This window comes from Streptomyces glomeratus (assembly GCF_021462825.1).
Classification (GTDB): domain Bacteria; phylum Actinomycetota; class Actinomycetes; order Streptomycetales; family Streptomycetaceae; genus Streptomyces; species Streptomyces glomeratus.
Genome location: NZ_JAKEEB010000002.1, coordinates 170,714 through 191,776 on the forward strand (window position 1 = coordinate 170,714; position 21,063 = coordinate 191,776).

A 21,063-nucleotide genomic window follows, 5' to 3' on the forward strand; every position below is an offset into this window, starting at 1 on the left:
CCGACGGGGCCCGGACGGTCGGAAATCGGGCGTATTGTCCGGTTATACACATTCCCGTTATGAACCATGCAGGTCGGGAACCCGCCAAGCGCCGCGTCCGCACGGGCGTGCCGCGGGCACCGCTCCCGGGTGGCGGTCGCGGGCGAGCGGCCCCCTCGGGGGCCTGTTGTGACACCTGGCCGGAGGATGTGATGTCCGGGATCGACGAGGCACCGGGTGGCCCCTGGTCAACGGACGACGCCCTCACGCAGGGCCTGGCGGACACCGTGCGGCGGACCGGGGCCTCCATCGGCGCCATCTATCTGGTCGAGGAGGGGGAGCCGGCGCTGCGCCTGGTGGCCATGTGCGGTCTGCCGCTCGAGTTCTCGGCCCCCTGGCGGCGTCTGCCGCTCACCGCCCCGGTGCCGGTCGCCGACGCGATCCGCGAGGACCGGCTGGTCTGGGTCGGGGGCCAGGAGGACATGGCCCGCCGCTATCCGCGCGTCACCGCCGTCCTGCCCTATCGGTTCTCCCTCGCGGCGATCGCCCTGACGGGGGCCCGCCGCTGCTGGGGAGGACTGGTGCTGATGTGGCCCGCGGACCACCCGCGCAGGGCCACACCCCGCGAACGCAGCCACATCGCCGGCAGCGCCGGCCGCCTGGCCAGGCTCCTGGACGAGGCTCCCCGCCCGCCTACCCTGCCCGACCAGCCCCGCACCGTCTCCGTCGACACCGAACCCGCGCGCCGGTCCGCCCGGACCACCCCGGCCGCCCCGACCGCCCTGGCCGCCGCCGACTACGCCGAACGTCTTCCCGAGGGCGCCGCGGCCCTCGACCTGGAGGGCAGGATCACCTTCATCACCGGCACCGCCGCCCGCCTCCTCGGCAGCAGCGCCGACCGGCTGCTGGGAACCCGGCCCTGGCAGTCGCTGCCCTGGCTCGACAACCCGGTGTACGAGGACCACTACCGCACCGCGGTGATCAGCCGCGCGCCCCTGTCCTACGACGCCCTGCGCCCGCCCGATCACTGGCTGACCTTCCAGCTCTACCCGGACGCCAGCGGCATCAGCGTCCGTATCACCCCCTCCGGGAAGCAGCCGGTGCCCCATGCCGCGCCCCGGCCCACAGCGGTGACCGCGACCGGCCGTCTGTACCAGCTGGTCCATCTGGCCGCCGCGCTCACCGAGACGGTGAGCGTGCGCGACCTCGTCGACCTGCTCGCCGGCCAGATCCTGCCCGCGTTCCGCGCCCAGGGCCTGGTCCTGTCCGTCGCGGACGCGGGCCGGCTGAGGATCACCGGCCACTACGGCTACCCGGCCGAGGCCGTGGAACGTCTCGACGGGCTGCCGCTGGACACCGGCCTCACCCCGGTCGGGCATAGCCTGGTCACCGGCACCTCCGCGTTCTTCTCCGGCCCCGAAGAACTGGCGCGCAGCTATCCCCGGGCGCCCTGGATGAGCGGCAAGGAGGCCTGGGCCTTCCTTCCCCTGGTCATCACGGGACGGCCGGTGGGCTGCTGCGTCGTGTCCTACGACCGCCCCCATGTCTTCACCGCCGACGAGCGGGCCGTCCTCACCTCACTGGCCGGTCTCATCGCCCAGGCGCTGGACCGTGCCCGGCTCTACGACGCCCAGCATCAGCTGGTGCACGGCCTGCAAGAGGCGCTGCTGCCCCGGGCCCTGCCCGCCGTCGCCGGCCTCGACGTGGCCGCCCGCTATCTGCCCGCCAGCCACGGCATCGACGTCGGCGGCGACTTCTACGACCTGCTGCGTCTCGACGGCACCACCGCGGCCGCGGTCATCGGCGATGTCGAGGGGCACAGCATCGCCGCGGCCGCGCTGATGGGCCAGGTCCGCACCGCCATCCATGCGCACGCGACCGCGGGCGGGTCACCGGACCAGGTGCTGGCCCGCACCAACCGGCTGCTGTCCGACCTGGATTCGGACCTGCTCGTCACCTGTCTCTACGTCCATCTCGACCTGGCCCGCCGGGAAGTCGCCCTGGCCAGCGCCGGCCACGTTCCGCCGCTGCTGTGCCGGGGCCTCCGGCGCGCCGAGGTCCTGGAGGTCGATCCCGGGCCGCTGCTCGGCATCGACGTGGGCGCCCGCTACCCCGTCGCCCGTGTGCCGCTTGACCCGGGCGCCGTCCTGGCCCTCTACACCGACGGCCTCGTGGAAGTCCCCGGCAACAACATCGACCACAGCACCGGGGAACTCGTCGAGTACCTGGCCTCCGCCCACGACCACGATCTGGAGGACCTGATCGAAGGTCTCGTGCACTGCACCTGGCCCACCGGCCGGCACACCGACGACATCGCCGTTCTGCTGCTGCGCACCCTGCGGGAGGCCCCTGCTCCGGGCTGACGCGTCCTGCCCGCCCGGCCTCCGGCGCGGCGGCTGCCGGCCGATGGCGGGCTCACTCCTCGTCCGTGTCCACCTCCGGGCGGGTCCGGCCGGCCTCGGGGAGTTCGGCGAGCTGCGACCGGACGTGCAGGACGTCGCCGATGAACAGGTCGTAGACGAGCACCCCGACCACTCCGCCGACGAGGGGGCCGACGATGGGGATCCAGAAGTAGTCACTGAACGTCCCCGCGAGGGTGCCGGGCAGCGCGAGGTCCTGCCAGCCGGCGAGCCAGGTGAACAGGCGGGGGCCGAAGTCCCGGGCGGGGTTGACGGCGTAGCCCGCGTTCGCACCGTACGACATGCCGATGGCGGCGACGGCGAGGCCGACCATCAGGGGGCCGAGGTTGGCCTTCACCGCCGTGTTGCGCATATCGACGAGCGCCACGATGAACATGACCAGGAAGGCCGTGCCGACGATCTGGTCCACGAGCGGGCCCCAGGTGCCGCCGTGGAAGTACGGCGCGGGGAACGTTCCGAAGACGGAGAAGGTGGCGAGGGTGTGCCCGTTCGTCTTCGGGCCCGTCATGGCCCGGTCGAAGGTGTTGATCGCGTCGTGGTAGACGGCGTACACGAGCGCCGCCCCGGCGAAGGCGCCGGCCAGCTGAGACACCATGAACGGAACCACCTTGGGCCAGGGGAATCCGCGGCGCACCGCGAAGGCGAGCGTCACCGCCGGATTGAGGTGTGCCCCGCTGACGCCGCCGGCCACATAGACGCCGAAGGTCACGGCGAACGCCCAGCCCCAGGCGATGAGGAGCCAGTCACCGGCGCCCAGGAAGAAGGTGGTGGGGCCGACCGTACGGCCCGATCCCGGCAGCGCGGCCACCGCCATGGCGACCACACCGCATCCGAAGGAGATGAGGACACACGTCCCCAGGAATTCCGCGAGGCATTCGCCGAAGAGACCCCCACGGCTCCTGAGCCGGGAGGGTTTTACCAAGGGCGGAATTTCCACGGCCATGATGGGCCCCCTCAGGGAATGGTCCGGCCCGTGGAGCCCGATGCCACCCGTCCGGGCCTGCGTATTCGAATGTGACGGCCTCCGCGTTCACGGAACGCGTGCATACAGCGGGAACACACCGAGTATGACTCACTGATTCATGAATTGCCGCCCTGTCCAGCACGATGACCCGTTCGGATGACAGCGGATTGCGTGCGCGGCGGATTCTCCCCAGGGCGCCTGCTTTTCCGGGGTGGCTGCTTTCCGGTCCGGCTTCGGTTTCGGGGTGGCTTCGGTTCCAGGGCGGCTGCTTTCCGGGGCGGCTGCTTTCCGGGGCGGCTTCCTTCCGGGGCGGCTTCCTTCCGGGGCGGCTTCCTTCCGGGGCGGCTTCCTTCCGCAAATGGGACGCGGGATCCCCCTGCCGGGAGATCCCCGTCGGCCGGGTCGGCGTCGCATCCCCTTCGGCCCCCGCCCCTTCGGCACCCCCGCCCTGTGGAACCGGCTCGCGCGTGAGGCAGTCTTTCTCCCCGTGGCTAGCGTTCCGCAACACAACGGGCCGGGTGACACGGTCGCGCACATGGTGGTGTGCGGGGATGACGGGCTCGCGCACCGGCTGGCCGCCGAGTTGCGCGGGGTGTACGACGAGCAGGTGACTCTCGTCGTGCCACCCGCCACCCGGGTCGCCCGGCAGCCGGTGGTGGGACGCGCCCGCGCCTCCGCGCTGCTCGACCGGGTCTCCGCCGCCGTCACGCGCGCGGCGGGCAACGGCAACGGCAACGGCGCGGAGGGGCGCGGCACCGGCGCCACCGGCACCCGTATCGCCCGAACACCGGGCGCCGTACGGACGTTGGAGGCCCCGGAAGCCTCCGAGGCCGTGCTCGCCGAGGCCGGAGTGGAGCGGGCCGCGGCCCTCGCGCTCGTCTATGACGACGACGAGACCAACATCCGCGCCGCGCTCACCGCCCGCCGCCTCAACCCGCGTCTGCCGCTCGTGCTGCGGCTGTACAACCGGCGGCTGGGGCAGCACATCGAGGCACTTCTCGACCAGGCGGCGGCCCTGGCCTCCGGCGGAGGCGATCCGGAGGCCGAGGCGTTCGACGCGTCCACGACCGTCCTGTCCGATGCCGACACCGCCGCGCCCGCGCTGGCGGCGACCGCCGTGGCCGGCACCACCAAGGTCGTCCAGACCGACGGACTGATGCTGCGGGCCGTGGAACGCCCGCCGCCGGGCCCCGGCGAGGTCGCCGACCCCGGACTGTGCACCCTGGCCCTGCTGTCGGCGACGGCGAGCGACCCCGCCGGCGCCGACGGCTCCGAAGGCAGCGGAGCGCAGGGGCCACAACTCCTGCCCGACGAAAGCGCGGTCGCCGCGGCCACCGGACGTGGCACGGTCGTCCTGGAGACCGTCTCGTACGCGGGTCCCCCACTGCCCGCCGGGCGCAGTGTCGTCCCCCTGGGCTCGTTGCTGTCGCGACGGCTGCGCTGGTCCTTCGCGGGACTCGTGGGCTGTGTCGTCGCACTGGCGGTCGCGTCGATGGCGGTCACCGGGGAACACCCCCTGCGTGCCACGTACTTGACGCTGCTCGACCTGTTCGCGATCAACAACCCGGCCATCGGGGAGCCCGCCGGGCGGCAGATCCTGCAACTGCTGTCCGGTCTCTTGGGGTTGCTGCTGCTGCCCGTGCTGCTGGCGGCCGTCCTCGAGGCGCTCGGCACCTTCCGCAGCGGGACCGCGCTGCGCAAGCCGCCGCGCGGGCTGTCCGGCCATGTGGTGCTGCTCGGCGTCGGCAAGATCGGCACCCGGGTGCTCACGCGGCTGCGGGAGCTGAAGATCCCCGTGGTGTGCGTGGAGGGCGATCCGGAGGCGCGCGGCCTCGCGACGGCCCGGCGGCTGCGGGTGCCGGTCGTGCTCGGCGACGTGACGCAGGAAGGCGTCCTGGAGGCCGCCAAGATCCACCGGGCGCATGCGCTGCTCGCGCTCACCAGCGCCGACACCACGAACCTCGAAGCCGTCCTGTACGCGCGCTCCGTACGGCCCGATCTGCGGGTCGTGCTGCGCCTGTACGACGACGACTTCGCGACCGCCGTCTACCGCACCCTGCGCGCCGCGCACCCGCACGCTCTGACCCGCAGCCGCAGCGTGTCGCACCTGGCCGCGCCCGCGTTCGCCGGAGCCATGCTGGGGCGGCAGATCCTGGGGGCGATCCCCGTCGAGCGGCGGGTGCTGCTCTTCGCCGCCGTGGACGTGGCCGGGCATCCGCAACTGGAGGGGCGGACGGTCGCCCAGGCCTTCCGCGCGGGGGCCTGGCGCGTGCTCGCCCTGGACACCGCGACGCCCGGCGAACGGGCTCAGGCGCCGGACCCCGGGACGGGCGGTCCGGGCCGCGCCTCGGGGCTGGTCTGGGACCTGCCGCCCACCTATGTCCTGCGCTCCGAGGACCGGGTGGTCCTGGCCGCGACGCGCCGCGGCCTGGCGGAGCTCCTGGGGCGCAGGCGCGGCGAGGGGGCGGGGGCGTAGCCGCCCACGAAGGGAGGCTTCGGCCGACGTGGTCGTGCCTGGTCAGAAGGTTGCCCCGAAGAGTTTTCCACAGGCTGGGGGCCTCGCCCACGCGAGGGGGCGCGGGCCAGGCACTATGGGGCCATGACTGAGAGCAACGGGTCCACCTCGCCCGAGCGCGGCGAGGACATGCCGGACTGGGAAAAGCGCTTCCGGGCGCCGCGGGTGTCACTGCCGGACTGGGCGGAGGACGCGCCGCACCGCGCGTTGTTCGTCTCCAACGCCACGGGGACGTACGAGCTGTACGCGTGGGACCGCACCACGGGCGAGCAGCGCCAGGTCACGGACCGGCCGAACGGCACGACGGACGGGCTGCTCTCACCGGACGGCGAGTGGATCTGGTGGTTCGACGACACCGACGGCGACGAGTTCGGCATCTGGAGACGCCAGCGGTTCACGCCCGGCGCCTCCGGCGCCGGCCCGGGGAGTTCCGGCGCGGGTCCCGGAACCGACGAGCCGGCGGCTTTCGGCCTCGAGCCCTCGTACCCGGCCGGGCTCGCGATCGGGCGGGACGGGCGGACGGCGGTCGTGGGCCGCTCCACCGACGAGGACGGTTCCACGATCCATCTCGTACGGGCCGGTCAGGAACCGGTGGAGATCTACCGGCACCGCGAGTCGGCCGGGGTGGGCGGCCTCTCGCACGACAGTGCGCTGATCGCCGTCGAGCACACCGAGCACGGCGACGCGATGCACTCGGCCCTGCGCGTGCTGCGGCCGGACGGCTCGACGGTGGCGGAGCTGGACGACACGAAGGGCGGCAGGGTCGAGCTGGGCCTGGAGGCGCTGGGCTTCGCACCGGTCGACGGGGACACCCGCCTGCTGGTCGGGCACCAGCGGCGCGGCCGGTGGGAGCCGCTGGTGTGGGACGTCGCCTCGGGCGAGGAGACGGACCTGGCGCTGGAGCTGCCGGGCGACGTGGCCGCGGAGTGGTATCCGGACGGCTCCGCGCTGCTGATCGTGCACAGCTTCGAAGCGCGCAGCGAGCTGCTGCGCTACGACCTGGCGACGCGCGAGCTGGTGCGGGTGCCGACACCGCCGGGCTCGGTGTCCGGAGCGACGGCGCGCCCCGACGGGACCGTGGAGTACCTGTGGTCCTCGGCGGCCGAGCCACCGGTGGTGCGGTCGACGTCGGGCAGGGTCGTGCTGGATCCGCCCGGGATGAAGTCGCCGGGGTCGGTGCCGGTCGAGGACGTGTGGGTGGAGGGCCCGGGCGGCCGCATCCACGCACTGGTGCAGAAGCCGGCCGGAGCGACCGGGCCACTGCCGACGGTGTTCGACATCCACGGCGGCCCCACCTGGCACGACAGCGACTCGTTCGCGGCGGGCCCGGCCGCCTGGGTGGACCACGGGTACGCCGTGGTGCGGGTCAACTACCGGGGTTCGACGGGGTACGGACGCGAGTGGACGGACGCCCTCAAGCACCGTGTCGGTCTGATCGAGCTGGAGGACATCGCGGCGGTACGGGAGTGGGCGGTGTCGTCCGGGCTGGCCGACCCGCAGCGGCTGATCCTGACCGGCGGCTCCTGGGGCGGGTATCTGACCCTGCTCGGGCTCGGCACCCAGCCGGACGCATGGACCATCGGGATCGCGGCGGTGCCGGTAGCGGACTACGTGACGGCGTACCACGACGAGATGGAGACGCTGAAGGCCATGGACCGGACCCTGCTCGGGGGCACGCCCGAGGAGGTGCCGGAGCGGTTCGAGGCGTCGTCGCCGCTGACCTACGTCGACGCGGTGAAGGCCCCGGTGTACATCTCGGCGGGGGTGAACGACCCGCGCTGCCCGATCCGTCAGGTCGAGAACTATGTGGACCGGCTTGCCGCGCGGGGGGCGGTGCACGAGGTGTACCGGTACGACGCGGGGCACGGCTCCCTGGTGGTGGACGAGCGGATCAAGCAGGTGCGGCTCGAGCTGGACTTCGCGGAGCGTCATCTGGGGAGGTGAGCGAAGCCCGCGTACGGCGGGCGGGGCGGTCCGCCGGGTGCGCCCGGCACCCGGGCGGTCAGCCCGCCCGGGCCTCCGGGCACAGCGATCGGCTCGCGGCGGTCAGCTCGCGGCGGTGGGCTCGGGGTGGTGGGCTCGCGGCGGTCAGCTCGCGGCGGCCCCGGACTCGCTCGCCGCGGCGGCCTTCTCGTTCCGGGCCGCCTCCGCCGGGGCCTGGGCGACCAGGCCCAGTTCCGCGTCCCGCGCGTACTCCACCTCGCGCCGCAGCAGACGGAACCACATGAAGACGGTGAAGCCCGCGAAGACGAACCACTCGCCCGTGTAACCCAGGTTCTGGAACGCCTTCAGATCCAGCCCGGTCCCCTGAGGGGCCGTCGCCGGTACCGCCTTCATCCCGCTGTCGGCCTTGTCGAGCGTGACCCAGGCGTCGTACACGCGGTACGGCACCAGGTTCACCAGCGATGCGGAGCTGATCGCCGCGGTCTGATCGGGCGCGAGCCCCCCGCTCGCTCCCGCCCCCGGGTTCTCCGACGCCTGCAGCGCGCCGGTGACCGTGACGTCGCCGGCCGGCGCGGCCGGCGCCTTCGCGGTATCCGCGTCACCCGGCAGCCAGCCCCGCACGACCGGCAGGGCCTTGCCCTCGTCGGTCCGCAGCATGGTGAGCACGTAGAACCCGCGTTTGCCGTCCAGTTCCCGGTCCGGCACCAGCAACTGCTTCCCGTACCGTCCGGTGGCCGTGGCCCGCCTCCCGGACGTGTTCTTGTCGACCGGCAGCAGCTCCCGAAGCGGCCGGGCCGCCTCCTTGCGGTCCGCCGTGGCCTGCTCGCGCACCGCCTGCTGCTCGTGCAACCGGGACTCGAACCGGCTCAGCTGCCATGACCCCATGAAGACGCAGAAGGGGATGGCCAGCAGCACGAAGACGTTGATCCCCCACCAGCGGGGCGTCAGCAGAAACCGGTACACGCCCTCAACGGTACGGTGCCGCCCCCGCGGACCCGCCCGTGGGGCCCGGCGGAAGGTGGGGGTGCGCACCCCCACCTTCCGGAGGGCGGGCGGCCACGGCCTCCCCGTGCGAAGCGCGGACAGGTGCGCCCGCCGCAACGCGAGCCGGGAGCACGGTTCAGGTCGCCGGGAGCATGCCCGTGCGGTAGACCGTGCCGGCGCAGGCGTTGGAGACCGTCGCGGTGGTGGTTCCGGAGCCGGTCACGGGTGTGTGGGAGACGACCACGCTTCCGTCGGCCACCCCGTCCTCCCGCATCAGCTGCGGTGCCGCCCCGCCGCCCTGCGAAGTGGTGCCGCCGCTTGTGGCGAGGCTCTCCGAGGGGCTCGGGTCCGGGGAGGGTCCGCCGGTGCCGCCGCCCGTGGTGGGGCAGGTCTCCGACGGAACCCAGGCGAACTTGACCTGGTACGCCGCGCCCGGCTTGAGCACCAGCGAGGTGACTTCCTGGGACGGGTCGGGCAGCCCGGTGGCCGCGTCGCCCGCGACATGGTTCACCACGTTGATCTTGGATGGGTCCGCCGCGCCCTGGGGTGCCGTGGCCACGGTGCCGGCGCCCGGGACGGTACAGCTCGTGGTGGAGACGTTGGCCACGCGGAACGTGCCGTAGACCGTGCCGGCGGAGTCCGGTGCGCCCTCGGTGGCGGTGGCGCCACCGAGCTGGGCCGCCGTGCACGCGGGGGCGCTCTGCGCGGAAGCCGTCGGGTCCGCCCCGCCGGTGGCTCCGCCGGTCGCGCCCTTGCCCTTGTCCTCCTTGCCCTTCTGGCCGCCCTGGCCCTTGCCCTTGGACGTGCCGCCGGAGCCTGCCGCGCCGTTGGAGCCGCCGTCCGGGCCCTTGACCTGGCCCGTTCCGCCCTGGGCCTGTGAGGCCTGGCCGGCGATGGAGGGATCGGCGTCGGAGCCGGTGGCGTCGGCGACATGGACGAAGGCCGGGATCGCCGTGCCCATGAACAGCGCGGCGGCCGCCATGCCCACCAGGGCCTGCCGCTTACGGGCCCGCCGGGCGGGCACCGCGCGCCGCAGATGCTCCAGGGTGCCTTCGCGCGGCTCGATCTCGTCCACCGCCCGGCGCAGCATCCGCCGCAGCGCCAGCTCGTCCGGGGCGAGGCCCTCGGGGTCCCTCGCGGGCTCCTCCTCGTCGCCGGTCCGCCCCGAGCCCAGGCCCGCGCCGCCGGTTCCGGCCCCGCCGGACCCGAGACCGCCCCGGCCGGGGTCCCCGAGCGCCGCCATGAGCCGGTCCCGCCCGGTCCCGAACCCGTCGGCGGCCGCGCGGCCCTCGAAGCCGTCGCTGCACCGCGCGGAACGGTCGGCGGCGGAGGCGTCGGGAGCGGCCTGGTCCGGCCGGGCCTCCTGTCGGCCCTGGTCGTCGGGGCGGTGGTTCACAGTTCCGTTCCCAGCATGCTGCTCGTGGTCGTCCTCGTGGGGCGCGGGCCGGTCCGTCGGCTCGTGCCACACATCGGGCTCATGTCGTTCGTGGGAGTCGTGTCCCCGGACGTCGGGGCGCCGCTCCTCGTACTCGCTCATGCCGACGCCCCCATGGCGGTGCGCAGCGCCGCGATGCCGCGTGACCCGTACGCCTTCACCGAGCCCAGCGATATCCCCAGCGTCTCGGCGACCTGGGCCTCGGTCATGTCCGCGAAGTAGCGCAGCACCAGCACCTCACGCTGCCGGCGTTGCAGGCCCTTCATGGCCCGGATCAGCGAGTCGCGCTCCAGCTGGTCGTACGCGCCCTCTTCCGCGCTCGCCATGTCCGGCATCGGCTTGGACAGCAGCTTGAGGCCGAGGATGCGGCGGCGCAGCGCCGAACGCGACAGGTTGACGACCGTCTGGCGGAGGTAGGCGAGCGTCTTCTCCGGGTCGCGGACGCGCTTGCGCGCGGAGTGGACGCGGATGAACGCCTCCTGGACGACGTCCTCGCAGGACGCGGTGTCGTCGAGGAGGAGTGCCGCGAGGCCGAGGAGGGAGCGGTAGTGGGCACGGTAGGTCTCGGTCAGATGGTCCACCGTGGTGCCGGCGGCCGTCGTCTCCTCGGCGTCCTCGCGCTGGCCGGGTATGCGGGCGGACCGCGCAGCGGGCATGGGGGCGATCACCGGCATGCCCGGCGCGCCGGGCGTGCGGGGGCGACGGGGCGGGCGGAGGGCCGTGCCCCTCGGCCGTACCGCGGTGAATTCGAGTACCTCTGCCACGCCAGTTGGACACGTCTGCCCGCGCCAGGGTTGTACGCGACGGGCATCCCCTTTGCGCCAGGCAGCACGTCCGTCGGCACGTCCCCTCGTGCGCCCCCCAGCGCAGCGGACCGTGCGTCTAGTGCCCTCATCCGAACCAGCTCTTCCCCTATGCCCCATGTGTGATGGTGCCCGCCCCCCGGAGGGCGACCGCAAAGACGCTCCCCGCTCCGCAAGCGGTTGCGGGACGGGGAGGGAAATCTTCGAACGCCCGAAGGCTTCCATTCAAGTGGTCCGGACCATGACAGTCGATGGAACCTACACAGATCCTACAAACGTTCCGGCGGATGGCCAGCCGGGTGTGCCCACCAGGTAAGACGGGAAGGCCAGGTAAGACGGGAAGGCGAGCCTACGAGGCCGCCCACTCCGCCGCGACCAGCTCCGCGATCTGTGCGGTGTTCAGCGCCGAGCCCTTGCGCAGGTTGTCCCCGCACACGAACAGTTCGAGCGCGGTCGGGTCGTCGAGGCAACGGCGCACCCGGCCCACCCAGGTCGGGTCCGTGCCGACCACGTCGGCGGGCGTGGGGAACTCGCCGGCGGCGGGGTCGTCGAAGAGGACGACGCCGGGTGCGGTGGCGAGGATGTCCCGGGCGCGGTCGACCGTGACCTCGTCCTCGAAGCGGGCGTGAACGGTCAGGGAGTGCGCGGTGACCACGGGCACGCGCACACAGGTCACCGCGACCCGCAGCCGGGGCAGTCCGAGGATCTTGCGGGACTCGTCGCGGATCTTCATCTCCTCCGAGGACCAGCCGTCCTCGCGGAGCGACCCGGCCCAGGGGACGACGTTCAGCGCCACCGGCTCCGGGAACGGGCCCGTCTTGTCACCGACCGCCCGCCGTACGTCACCAGGGCTGGTGCCCAGCTCCGTCCCCGCGACCAGCGACAGCTGCTGGCGCAGGGTGTCGATGCCGGCGCGTCCCGCGCCGCTGACGGCCTGGTAGGAGGAGACCACCAGCTCGCTCAGCCCGAACTCGGCGTGCAGCGCGCCGAGCGGCACGATCATCGACAGGGTGGTGCAGTGGGGGTTGGCGATGATGCCGCGGGGACGCACCCGGGCGGCGTGCGGGTTGACCTCCGGTACGACCAGCGGGACCTCGGGGTCCATCTGGAACGCACCCGAGTTGTCCACGACGACCGCGCCGCGGGCGGCGGCGACCGGCGCCCACTGGAGCGCGACCTCGTCCGGCACGTCGAACATCGCCACGTCGACGCCGGACAGTGCCTGCTCGTCGAGCGCGACGACCTCGACCTCCTCGCCGCGCACGGACAGCTTGCGGCCGGCCGAGCGGGGCGAGGCGATCAGGCGGATCTCGCCCCAGATGTCCGCGTGCTGGGAAAGGATCTGGAGCATGACCGAGCCGACGGCCCCGGTCGCTCCCACGACCGCGAGCGTGGGCCGGCCGGTCCGCGCCGTCATCGGTGCTCCGTACGGTGTGCTCGCCGGACCGTCGCGCGGACGGCCCGTGCCCGGCCCGCGAGGGCGCCCATGGACGCCCTGCGGTCCTCGCCCCCGCGGGGGAGGCCGGTCATCGCCCGGTGCCTCCGTAGACGACGGCCTCGTCGCTCTCGGAGTCGAGGCCGAACGCGCTGTGCACCGCGCGCACCGCCTCCGGGACGTCGTCCGCGCGCGTGACCACCGAGATACGGATCTCGGAGGTCGAGATCAGCTCGATGTTCACGCCGGCGTCGCTGAGCGCCTCGAAGAAGGACGCCGTGACGCCCGGGTTCGTCTTCATACCCGCGCCGACCAGGGAGATCTTGCCGATCTGGTCGTCGTAGCGCAGCGAGTCGTAGCCGATCGCGGTCTTGCCCTTCTCCAGGGCGTCGATCGCCTTGCGTCCCTCGGTCTTCGGGAGGGTGAAGGAGATGTCCGTGAGCCCGGTCGACGCGGCCGAGACGTTCTGGACGACCATGTCGATGTTGATCTGGGCGTCGGCGATGGCACGGAAGATCGAGGCGGCCTCGCCCGGCTTGTCCGGCACGCCGACGACCGTGATCTTGGCCTCGGAGGTGTCGTGCGCGACACCGGAGATGATGGCCTGCTCCACCTTCTTGTCCCCTTGCTCGATCGGCTCGCTGCTGACCCACGTGCCCTGAAGCCCGCTGAAGGAGGAGCGGACGTGGATCGGGATGTTGTAGCGGCGCGCGTACTCCACACAGCGGTGGAGCAGCACCTTGGACCCGGACGAGGCCAGCTCCAGCATGTCCTCGAAGGAGATCCAGTCGATCTTCCGGGCCTTCTTCACGACGCGCGGGTCGGCGGTGAACACGCCGTCGACGTCGGTGTAGATCTCGCACACCTCGGCGTCGAGGGCGGCGGCCAGCGCCACGGCGGTCGTGTCGGAGCCACCGCGACCCAGGGTCGTGATGTCCTTCTTGTCCTGGCTGACACCCTGGAAACCGGCGACGATGGCGATGTTGCCCTCGTCCAGCGCGGTGCGGATGCGGCCCGGCGTCACATCGATGATCCGGGCTTTGTTGTGGACCGAGTCGGTGATGACGCCTGCCTGGCTGCCGGTGAAGCTCTGGGCCTCGTGACCCAGGTTTTTGATCGCCATGGCCAGCAGGGCCATGGAGATCCGCTCTCCGGCGGTCAGCAGCATGTCGAACTCACGCCCGGCAGGCATCGGGGAAACCTGCTCGGCGAGATCGATCAGCTCGTCCGTCGTGTCGCCCATCGCGGAAACCACGACAACCACCTGGTTGCCGTTCTTCTTCGCTTCCACGATCCGCTTGGCGACGCGCTTGATGCCCTCGGCATCGGCTACGGAGGAGCCTCCGTACTTCTGCACGACAAGGCCCACGTGCGCTCCTCGCTCAATCCGTCTCTTTCCGCACCTGCGCAGTGCCTGTGCGGTCGGCTCAGTCTATCGAGCGACCGAATTTCCCTTCCGGGGTACCGCATGGTGAGATGTCCCGCTCACGTCGGGATCATCCCGGTTTTCTTCAGGTCCGGGACGGACGCACGACGGTTTTCACCGCCGCCTTCCGCAGGGAAATCGGGCCGCTCCGCACGGCACCTGCCCCCGCCGCGCGCGCCGTACTCGAAAACGTGCCGCGTGTCACAGCGGCCCGCCGCGGAGACCACGGCCGGGTGGACCGTGGTCCCGGTGCCCAGCGGCTACTTGACCGGCCGCAGCCCCAGCGGCCTCGCGATCTCCCGGGCCATGACCCGGCCCGCCTCCTCCGCGAGGATCTCGTCGCCGAGGTCCTGGTCGGTGTCGAGGCCGTCGAGCTCCGCCAGGGGCTGGTTCAGCCGCACATGCGCGACCACGGACTGCAGTGCGCGCAGGGTCGCGGAGGCCGTCGAGCCCCAGTTGGAGAAGTAGGAGAACTGCCACCACCACAGCGCCTCCGTGGTGCGGCCCGCGCGGTAGTGCGCCATGCCGTGGCGCAGGTCCGTGATGATGTCCGCCAGGTCGTCCGAGATACGGGCCGGGACCGGGGCCCTGCGCGGCTCGTACGGGTCGAAGACCTCCGAGTAGACGTCGATCGGGTCCAGCATGGTGGCGAAGCGTTCGCGCAGCTCGTCCGCGTCCGCGTCCGGGCCGGTGTCCGGCTCGTAGCGCTCCTCCGGCACGATGTCCTCGTGTGCGCCCAGGCGGCCGCCCGCGAGCAGCAGCTGGGAGACCTCAAGCAGGAGGAAGGGGACGGCCGAGTCCGGCTCGTCGCCCTTCGCGACCTCCGTGACGGCGACCAGGAAACTCTCGATCTGATCCGCGATCTGAACGGCGAAGTCGTCCGGGTCCTGCGTCGTGGAGTGCAGCGTGGCGTCAGACATCTAGGAGTCGTCTCCCCTCGAAGGCGCGGCCGAGGGTGACCTCGTCCGCGTATTCCAGGTCGCCACCCACCGGGAGGCCGCTGGCCAGGCGGGTGACCTTGAGGCCCATGGGTTTGATCATCCGGGCGAGATACGTGGCCGTGGCCTCGCCCTCCAGGTTGGGATCCGTGGCCAGGATCAGCTCGGTGACCGTGCCGTCGGCCAGTCTGGCGAGCAGTTCCCTGATGCGCAGGTCGTCCGGGCCCACGCCCTCGATCGGGCTGATCGCGCCGCCCAGGACGTGGTAGCGGCCCCGGAACTCCCGGGTGCGCTCGATCGCGACGACGTCCTTCGGCTCCTCCACCACGCAGATCACCGACAGGTCGCGGCGGGCGTCACGGCAGATGCCGCACAGTTCCTCCTGCGCCACGTTGCCGCAGGTCGCGCAGAAGCGGACCTTCGCCTTCACCTCGAGTAGCGCCTGGGCGAGCCGGCGGACGTCCGTCGGCTCGGCCTGCAGGATGTGGAAGGCGATCCGCTGCGCGCTCTTGGGACCGACGCCGGGCAGCCGCCCCAGTTCGTCGATGAGGTCCTGAACCACGCCTTCGTACAACGGACTGCCTTTCCTGGAGAGCTTCGGTACGTACCGTAGCCGGGCTCGGTTTCTTGGTACGTACGGTAGTTGGCCCTCGCCTTGCGCAGAAGGGACGGGCCGGTGGACTCAGAACGGCAGGCCGGGGATGCCGCCGCCCAGGCCCTGGGCCAGCGGGCCGAGCTTCTGCTGCTGGAGCGCCTGTGCGCTCTCGTTGGCCGCCTGGACGGCCGCGACGATCAGATCGGCGAGGGTCTCGGTGTCCTCGGGGTCGACGGCCTTCGGGTCGATCACCAGGCCGCGCAGTTCACCGGCGCCGGTGACCGTGGCCTTCACCAGGCCGCCGCCCGCCTGGCCGTCCACCTCCGTATGCGCCAGCTCCTCCTGGGCCCGCGCGAGGTCCTGCTGCATCTTCTGGGCCTGCTGGAGCAACTGCTGCATGTTGGGCTGGCCACCACCGGGAATCACGATCAGCTCCTGGTCTCGTACGGTACGGCTGGCAGGTGCGTACGGCTGTCAGGGCGGGGTTTGCCGCCTGGCACGAGCCTACGTGGTCACCGGGACGAGCGCTCCGGTAGTCCGTCCGGAGTCGGACCGGGCACACCACCGCACTCTTTCGAGTGGGTTTGCGGAGCGGCCTCCCCCCGCCCGGGGCCCACTTCCGGGCGGAAAAGGGAGGAAACCCGGGTCTTCGCCGTCCGGGGGACGGTAGGAAGGGTCCGGCGCTTCAGCACCATGCGTCACGAGCACATCGCGGAGCGTGCGCAGAGTGGGCGGGCGCGCGGCGCGAAGGCGCCATCGCGGAACGTCAGAGCCGTACGTAGGGAGTGCCGGGTGAGTCAGCCGGAGATGCAGCCCGAGGGTCCGCTCCAGGACGGGCGGGGCGACGGCGCGGCGGGGCTTCGGCCGGGCGACCTCGGGGGGCGGCCGTTTCCGCACGGCGACTGGGGGGAGCCCGCGGAGCGGCTGGACGAGCTGTACCGGTGGGTGGAGCGCCGGGCACTGGAGACGGCGGCCTGGTACTTCGCGAACCGGGTGTGGAAACGGCGGGCCGCGCGGGCACTGCGCGTCGGCACGGCGGTGGGCGTGGTGTGCGGGGCCTCGCTTCCGCTGCTCGATATGACCGGGGTGGCGGACGGCGCCGTGCCGTGGGCGTATCTGTCACTGCTGCTGGGGATGGCGTGCGTCGCAGCGGACCGGTTCTTCGGGGTGACCTCCGGGTGGATGAGGGACGTGGCGACCGCCCAGGCCCTGCAACGGCGGCTCCAGACGCTCCAGTTCGACTGGGCGACCGAGAGCGTGCGGGAGGTGCTCGGGCCGGCGGAGGGGACCGCGGGCGAGGCGGCGGAGCGGTGCCTTTCGGTGTTGCGGCGGTTCTGCGAGGACGTCACGGAGCTGGTGCGGGCGGAGACCGCGGACTGGATGGTGGAGTTCCGCCGGGGGTCCGCGCCACTGGTGCTCCAGTCGGTGGGGGCGGTCGCGCCGCGGGCCGAAGGGGCGGTGCCGGGGAGGTTCGCGCCGCACGCGGGTGCCCGCCCGAACATGCCGAGGCAGCGGCCGCCGGACCCACGGTGAGCCGCCCGGGCCCACTGTGAACCGCCCGGGCCCGCAGTGAGCCGCCCGGACCCACGGTGAGCCGCGCGCATCCCCTGCGGCGGAACCCCGTGCGGCGCGGCGGGGGCCGCGGGACCGCGAACGGGTGGCGGCCTCAGCCGTCGTCGTCCGCGCAGAGCGGCAGCACCGCCGCCGCGGAGCACGGCAGATGGCCATGCGTCCGGATGACGTTCTCCCCGGTGCTCTGGCTGACGTAGGCGAGGAATCCGGCGGTGAGAGAGCCGGTGGGCGGGCGGCGGTAGGTGTAGGCGTACTCGACACCGCGGTAGGGGTAGTCGCTTCTGCGGTACTCGATGTCCTCGATGGAGGCCGAGGCGCCGTCCAGGGGCACCCTGCGCACACCCTTGTGACGGGCGAGGTTGAGCTCGCTGTAGCCGATGGCGCCGGGGATCCTGGCCACCTCGTCCAGCACCTTCTGGGTGGAGTCGAGTTCGCAGCGCATGACGGACGCGGACGTGTCGTCCTGGTGCACGCAGTCCAGCGACGTACTGGGGGCCCGCTCCCAGGTGCCGAGCACCCGCCGCTGGAAGATCTGCCGGGTGCCGGAGTCGGCGTTCCGGCTGACCAGCACCACGGGCAGGTCGGGCAGGCGGGGGTCCAGCTGCTTCCAGCGGGTGATCTGCCCGCGGTAGATACGGCGTACGTCCGCCAGGGAGAGCCCGCGCCCCGGGTCGATGCCCTCGTTGACGACCAGGGTGAAGGCGGACACGGCGACCCGGGTCCCGAGGAGATCGGGGGCCCCGCCGGCCGTGGGGGTGGGGCCGTCGGAGAACGCGATCATGGCGGGGGCACGCTTCGACTGGGAACCCAGAGCGGCGAGTTCCCCGACCCCCGCCTCGCTGCCGCGCGCGTCCACCGTGATGTCGGAGCCCGGGCACTTGCCCTTGTACTCCTTCGCCAGCTCCCGCACCACGGGCGCGAAGGCCGTCGATCCGGTGACCGTCAGGGTGCCGCGGGCGCAGCCGATGGGGAGCGGGTGGTCGTCGCGGGCGATGACGATGCCGGCGAGGGTGAGAACGCTGAGCGTGAGCGTGATGCTGATCATCCGGGCGGCCCGGCTGAACAGGGGCGGCTTGTCGTCCGGGGTGGCACTGCGGTTGGGGTGCACCTCGCCGTCGCGGATGCCCCCGACGAGCCGTATGTCGCGGCCCACGTCGCCGCCGGACAGCAGCACGAGCAGCTTGAAGTGGTCGCCCCGGTTGAGCGGGACCCGCGGGATGTGGAGCCGGTTGCCCTCGTAGCCGAAGCCGCGCTCCGCGGTGAAGTGGTCCATGAGGTGATCGGTGTCGGTCGGTTGCGTGACCGACACACCGCGGACGGTGCGATCGGTGAACAGCGCGGTCAGACCGTGGCGTTCCGGGCCGGTGTAGTCGTCGCGGTCGATGCCCTGCGAGCCGTCGTTCTCGATGCGCAGCAGCACGAGAGTCGCGTCCACCATGCCCGGTGTCTCGTCGAAGAGACCGAGGCGTCTGTTGGCGCGGCCGGAACGGACGTCGTCGCCTATCGGGTTGTCCATCTGGACGCGGTAGCCGATGCGTTTGCGGCGCGGCACCCGGCGTTCGTACCAGACCATGACACCGGACGCGACGATACCGAGGACCGCGGTCCCCACGGCCACGACGTTCTCTGGGCTCAGCCACTGCACCGTGGGTCCCCCGCCACTCCCCCGAGCCGATCGTGGGGTCACCGTACGGCCCGTCCGCGGTGGTGCGCAGGGGACGGTCGCCGAAGTCCGGGTGACGTTCAACCGGCCGAAGGGTGAAGGGACTTCAGTTCTGCCTGGTGTAGGTGAGGGACTCGCCGCTGCTCCGGTTCACGCGGCGCAGACTGCCGTCCGGCAGGATCGTCAGCTCCGTGGTGGCGCCCGGGGTGCAGGAGGAGGCGGGGCGGCCCGCCGTGACCGTGGAGGGGCCGATGTCCAGCGGGCCGCTCGGACCGGGCGATCCGGCCAGCCCGGCTCGGAAGACGCAGTGGTACGTGCCACTGCCGGCCGGACCGTCCGCGGTCAGCGAGAGCACCGGGTCGCCCACGCCGCCCTGCCGGATGACCAGACGGCGGGTGTGGTGTCCGCCCGCGGTGTCGATGGCGGCCGTCCAGGTGCCGAGGAAGGCGACGGGTACGGCACCGGCCGCGGACGGCTGCGCGGTGGGGCTCGCGGTGGCCGGGGCGGAGGGCGCGGGTGTGTGCGGGGCGGAGGCGGGCGCGGTGGTGCGGCCGCCGCCGCTCGTCGCGGTCCCGCCACCGCGCATCAGCGCGTACACCGAGCCGCCCGCGCCGAGCGCCACAACCAGGGCGGCGACCAGCAGCGCGGCGGTGGAGCGGCCGCTCCTGCGCCGCGGCTCCTGCCGGTCCGGCTCGGCGTAGAGGTACGGGCCGTACGGCTGGTCCGGGCCGTATGGCCGGGTAGGGCCGAAGCCGCCGTGGCCGGAAGGCTGGGGATGCTGCTGCGGGTAGCCGTACACGGCGGGCGGCGGCGTCCCGGCGGGGCCGGCACCCTGGCTGGGCAGCCGGTCGGGGGAGGCTGCCCGGCCGGGCGGCGGCGGGGCGGCACGGTACGGCGGCTCGGACGCGGACGCGTGCTCGGGCGGAACCTCGGACACGGGAGCCGCCGGGAGCCGCTCGGCGAGGTCCGCGGACGCCTGCGGGGCACCGGCGCCGGGCGTCCCGGCAGCCCCGGAAGCCCCGGAAGCCCCGGAAGCTCCCGAAGCCCCTGCGGATCCCTGCGCGCCACCGCTTCCGCCGGTGGGGTCCGCCACGCCGCCGGGCGCGTCCGGCGAAGTCCCGTCCGGAACCGTCGGCGTCCCGTCCACGCCCCCCGGCCTCCCCGAGGCCGCGCCCGCCGAGGACTCGGCGGGCGAAGAGGAAGGTGCGGTCGAAGGAGCCGGGGCGGGCGAAGGGGAAGGTGCGGCCGAAGAGGCCGGGGCGGCCGAGGAGGCCCCCCGGTCCTGGGGGCCCGCCCCATCGCCCGAGTCCGCCGTGCCCACCGCGTGACCGGGTCCGTCCGGCCGGGTCACCACCGCCGTGGCCTCCTCGGGGTCCTCCGTGTCCAGCAGCCGCACGGCGTGGCGGCCGAGCTGGGCCACCAGTGCGGCGGGCAGCCAGGGGTCCCGGGTGCGGCCGCCGGAGACGGTGTCCTCGGCGCCGGTCCGCTCCAGGATCTCCGCCGGGGTGGGCCGGGCCGCCGGGTCCTTGCGCAGGCAGTCGCGGACGAGATCCAGCAGGCTCTCGGGCACGCCCGCAAGGTCGGGGGCCTCCTGCGCGATACGGAACATCAGGGCGTGCACCCCGCTGCCCCCGCCGCCGAAGGGAAGGGCGCCCGTGGCGGCGTAGGCGAGCACGGATCCCAGGCAGAAGACGTCGCACGCGGGCGTGACGCGGTCTCCGCGCACCTGCTCGGGCGCCATGAACCCGGGCGACCCGACCAGCGCGCCGGCGTGAGTCAGCCCCGCGCCGGTGCGGGTCTCCAGGGCGCGGGCGATGCCGAAGTCGATGACGCGGGGCCCGTCGATGGTCACCAGCACGTTGGACGGCTTGAGGTCGCGGTGGATGAGCCCGGCGGCGTGGATGTCCTGGAGGGCGTGGGCGAGCCCGGCGGCCAGAACGCGGACGGACCGTTCCGGCAGGGCGCCGTGGTCGCGCGAGACCACGGTCTGCAGGGCGGGGCCCGCGACATAGCCGGTGGCGACCCAGGGGATGTCGGCCTCGGTGTCGGCGTCGAGGACGGGCGCCGTCCAGTACCCGCCGACCCGCCGTGCGGCCCGCACCTCCTGCCGGAAGCGCGCCCGGAACTCCTCCTGCGCGGCCAGCTCCCGCCGGACGAGTTTCACGGCGACGGTACGCCCGCGGTCGGAGCGGGCCAGATACACGTTGCCCATGCCGCCCGCCCCGAGCCGTGCCAGCAGCCGATAGGCCCCGGCACTCCCCTGGAGCCTCAAGCCCGGGGGGATCCCCAGCGGATCCCCGCCCCCCAGCTTCTCCATCGCCTCACCTGCCCCCTGCCGCGACAGCCAGAGAATAGCCAGAGAACGACGCCGCCCACGCCGTCGCGGGGGC

15 protein-coding genes are annotated in these 21,063 nt (G+C 73.0%); 4 read left to right on the plus strand and 11 right to left on the minus strand.

Features of this window, described 5'->3' with window-relative positions:
• The first annotated feature begins 191 nt into the window (after positions 1 to 191).
• Positions 192 to 2,342: a SpoIIE family protein phosphatase gene (locus tag LZ604_RS02845; protein ID WP_234512236.1), complete on the plus strand. Its 2,151-nt coding sequence runs from the start codon at positions 192 to 194 to the stop codon at positions 2,340 to 2,342.
• 52 nt (positions 2,343 to 2,394) lie between these two features.
• Here LZ604_RS02845 and LZ604_RS02850 read toward each other — a convergent pair whose 3' ends face one another.
• Entirely contained in the window at positions 2,395 to 3,342 is a 948-nt protein-coding gene (locus LZ604_RS02850) for an MIP/aquaporin family protein (RefSeq protein ID WP_234512238.1), read from the minus strand.
• Between the two features lie 556 nt (positions 3,343 to 3,898).
• Here LZ604_RS02850 and LZ604_RS02855 point away from each other — a divergent pair.
• Together LZ604_RS02855 and LZ604_RS02860 are read left to right on the plus strand one after the other, a co-directional pair.
• The gene (locus LZ604_RS02855; protein WP_234512624.1) at positions 3,899 to 5,839 is read left to right on the plus strand and encodes an NAD-binding protein; all 1,941 of its coding nucleotides are present in this window, start codon (positions 3,899 to 3,901) and stop codon (positions 5,837 to 5,839) included.
• A 123-nt stretch (positions 5,840 to 5,962) separates the two neighbouring features.
• Entirely contained in the window at positions 5,963 to 7,822 is a 1,860-nt protein-coding gene (locus LZ604_RS02860; protein ID WP_234512240.1) for a S9 family peptidase, read from the plus strand.
• Between the two features lie 144 nt (positions 7,823 to 7,966).
• Here LZ604_RS02860 and LZ604_RS02865 read toward each other — a convergent pair whose 3' ends face one another.
• The 8 genes from LZ604_RS02865 to LZ604_RS02900 form a co-directional block, all read right to left on the minus strand.
• Positions 7,967 to 8,785 (minus strand): SURF1 family protein, encoded by an 819-nt coding sequence (locus LZ604_RS02865; RefSeq protein ID WP_234512243.1) that lies wholly within the window; start codon positions 8,783 to 8,785, stop codon positions 7,967 to 7,969.
• A gap of 157 nt (positions 8,786 to 8,942) precedes the next feature.
• On the minus strand, positions 8,943 to 10,343 hold the full coding sequence (locus tag LZ604_RS02870) for a hypothetical protein (protein ID WP_234512245.1): 1,401 nt from the start codon (positions 10,341 to 10,343) through the stop codon (positions 8,943 to 8,945).
• On the minus strand, positions 10,340 to 11,005 hold the full coding sequence (locus tag LZ604_RS02875; RefSeq protein WP_234512247.1) for a SigE family RNA polymerase sigma factor: 666 nt from the start codon (positions 11,003 to 11,005) through the stop codon (positions 10,340 to 10,342). Before LZ604_RS02875 ends, LZ604_RS02870 begins: the two co-directional genes overlap by 4 nt.
• Positions 11,006 to 11,393: 388 nt before the next feature.
• A complete protein-coding gene (locus LZ604_RS02880; protein ID WP_234512251.1) occupies positions 11,394 to 12,461 on the minus strand; it encodes an aspartate-semialdehyde dehydrogenase in 1,068 nt (355 codons plus the stop codon).
• 109 nt (positions 12,462 to 12,570) lie between these two features.
• The gene (locus LZ604_RS02885; RefSeq protein ID WP_234512253.1) at positions 12,571 to 13,848 is read right to left on the minus strand and encodes an aspartate kinase; all 1,278 of its coding nucleotides are present in this window, start codon (positions 13,846 to 13,848) and stop codon (positions 12,571 to 12,573) included.
• A 317-nt stretch (positions 13,849 to 14,165) separates the two neighbouring features.
• Entirely contained in the window at positions 14,166 to 14,825 is a 660-nt protein-coding gene (locus LZ604_RS02890) for a DUF5063 domain-containing protein (RefSeq protein ID WP_234512255.1), read from the minus strand.
• Positions 14,818 to 15,417 (minus strand): recombination mediator RecR, encoded by a 600-nt coding sequence (gene recR / locus LZ604_RS02895; RefSeq protein WP_234512258.1) that lies wholly within the window; start codon positions 15,415 to 15,417, stop codon positions 14,818 to 14,820. The genes LZ604_RS02890 and recR overlap by 8 nt, the downstream gene beginning before the upstream one ends.
• 108 nt (positions 15,418 to 15,525) lie before the next feature.
• The gene (locus tag LZ604_RS02900; protein WP_234512260.1) at positions 15,526 to 15,864 is read right to left on the minus strand and encodes a YbaB/EbfC family nucleoid-associated protein; all 339 of its coding nucleotides are present in this window, start codon (positions 15,862 to 15,864) and stop codon (positions 15,526 to 15,528) included.
• A 366-nt stretch (positions 15,865 to 16,230) separates the two neighbouring features.
• On the opposite strand from LZ604_RS02900, the gene LZ604_RS02905 reads away from it, so the two are divergent.
• Entirely contained in the window at positions 16,231 to 16,971 is a 741-nt protein-coding gene (locus LZ604_RS02905; protein ID WP_234512263.1) for an SLATT domain-containing protein, read from the plus strand.
• A 133-nt stretch (positions 16,972 to 17,104) separates the two neighbouring features.
• Here LZ604_RS02905 and LZ604_RS02910 read toward each other — a convergent pair whose 3' ends face one another.
• Both LZ604_RS02910 and LZ604_RS02915 read right to left on the minus strand, forming a co-directional pair.
• Complete coding sequence (locus tag LZ604_RS02910; RefSeq protein WP_234512265.1) at positions 17,105 to 18,655, minus strand: PstS family phosphate ABC transporter substrate-binding protein; 1,551 nt, start codon at positions 18,653 to 18,655, stop codon at positions 17,105 to 17,107.
• 124 nt (positions 18,656 to 18,779) lie between these two features.
• Positions 18,780 to 20,990 (minus strand): serine/threonine-protein kinase, encoded by a 2,211-nt coding sequence (locus LZ604_RS02915; RefSeq protein ID WP_234512267.1) that lies wholly within the window; start codon positions 20,988 to 20,990, stop codon positions 18,780 to 18,782.
• Positions 20,991 to 21,063: the final 73 nt, after the last annotated feature.

Bases quoted from the DNA above. Each gene is read 5' to 3' on its own strand.
- LZ604_RS02890 (WP_234512255.1), bottom strand. From the start codon at position 14,825: ATGTCTGACGCCACGCTGCACTCCACGACGCAGGACCCGGACGACTTC.
- LZ604_RS02855 (WP_234512624.1), top strand. From the start codon at position 3,899: ATGGTGGTGTGCGGGGATGACGGGCTCGCGCACCGGCTGGCCGCCGAG.
- LZ604_RS02860 (WP_234512240.1), top strand. From the start codon at position 5,963: ATGACTGAGAGCAACGGGTCCACCTCGCCCGAGCGCGGCGAGGACATG.
- LZ604_RS02845 (WP_234512236.1), top strand. From the start codon at position 192: ATGTCCGGGATCGACGAGGCACCGGGTGGCCCCTGGTCAACGGACGAC.
- LZ604_RS02915 (WP_234512267.1), bottom strand. From the start codon at position 20,990: ATGGAGAAGCTGGGGGGCGGGGATCCGCTGGGGATCCCCCCGGGCTTG.
- LZ604_RS02870 (WP_234512245.1), bottom strand. From the start codon at position 10,343: ATGAGCGAGTACGAGGAGCGGCGCCCCGACGTCCGGGGACACGACTCC.
- LZ604_RS02880 (WP_234512251.1), bottom strand. From the start codon at position 12,461: ATGACGGCGCGGACCGGCCGGCCCACGCTCGCGGTCGTGGGAGCGACC.
- LZ604_RS02850 (WP_234512238.1), bottom strand. From the start codon at position 3,342: ATGGCCGTGGAAATTCCGCCCTTGGTAAAACCCTCCCGGCTCAGGAGC.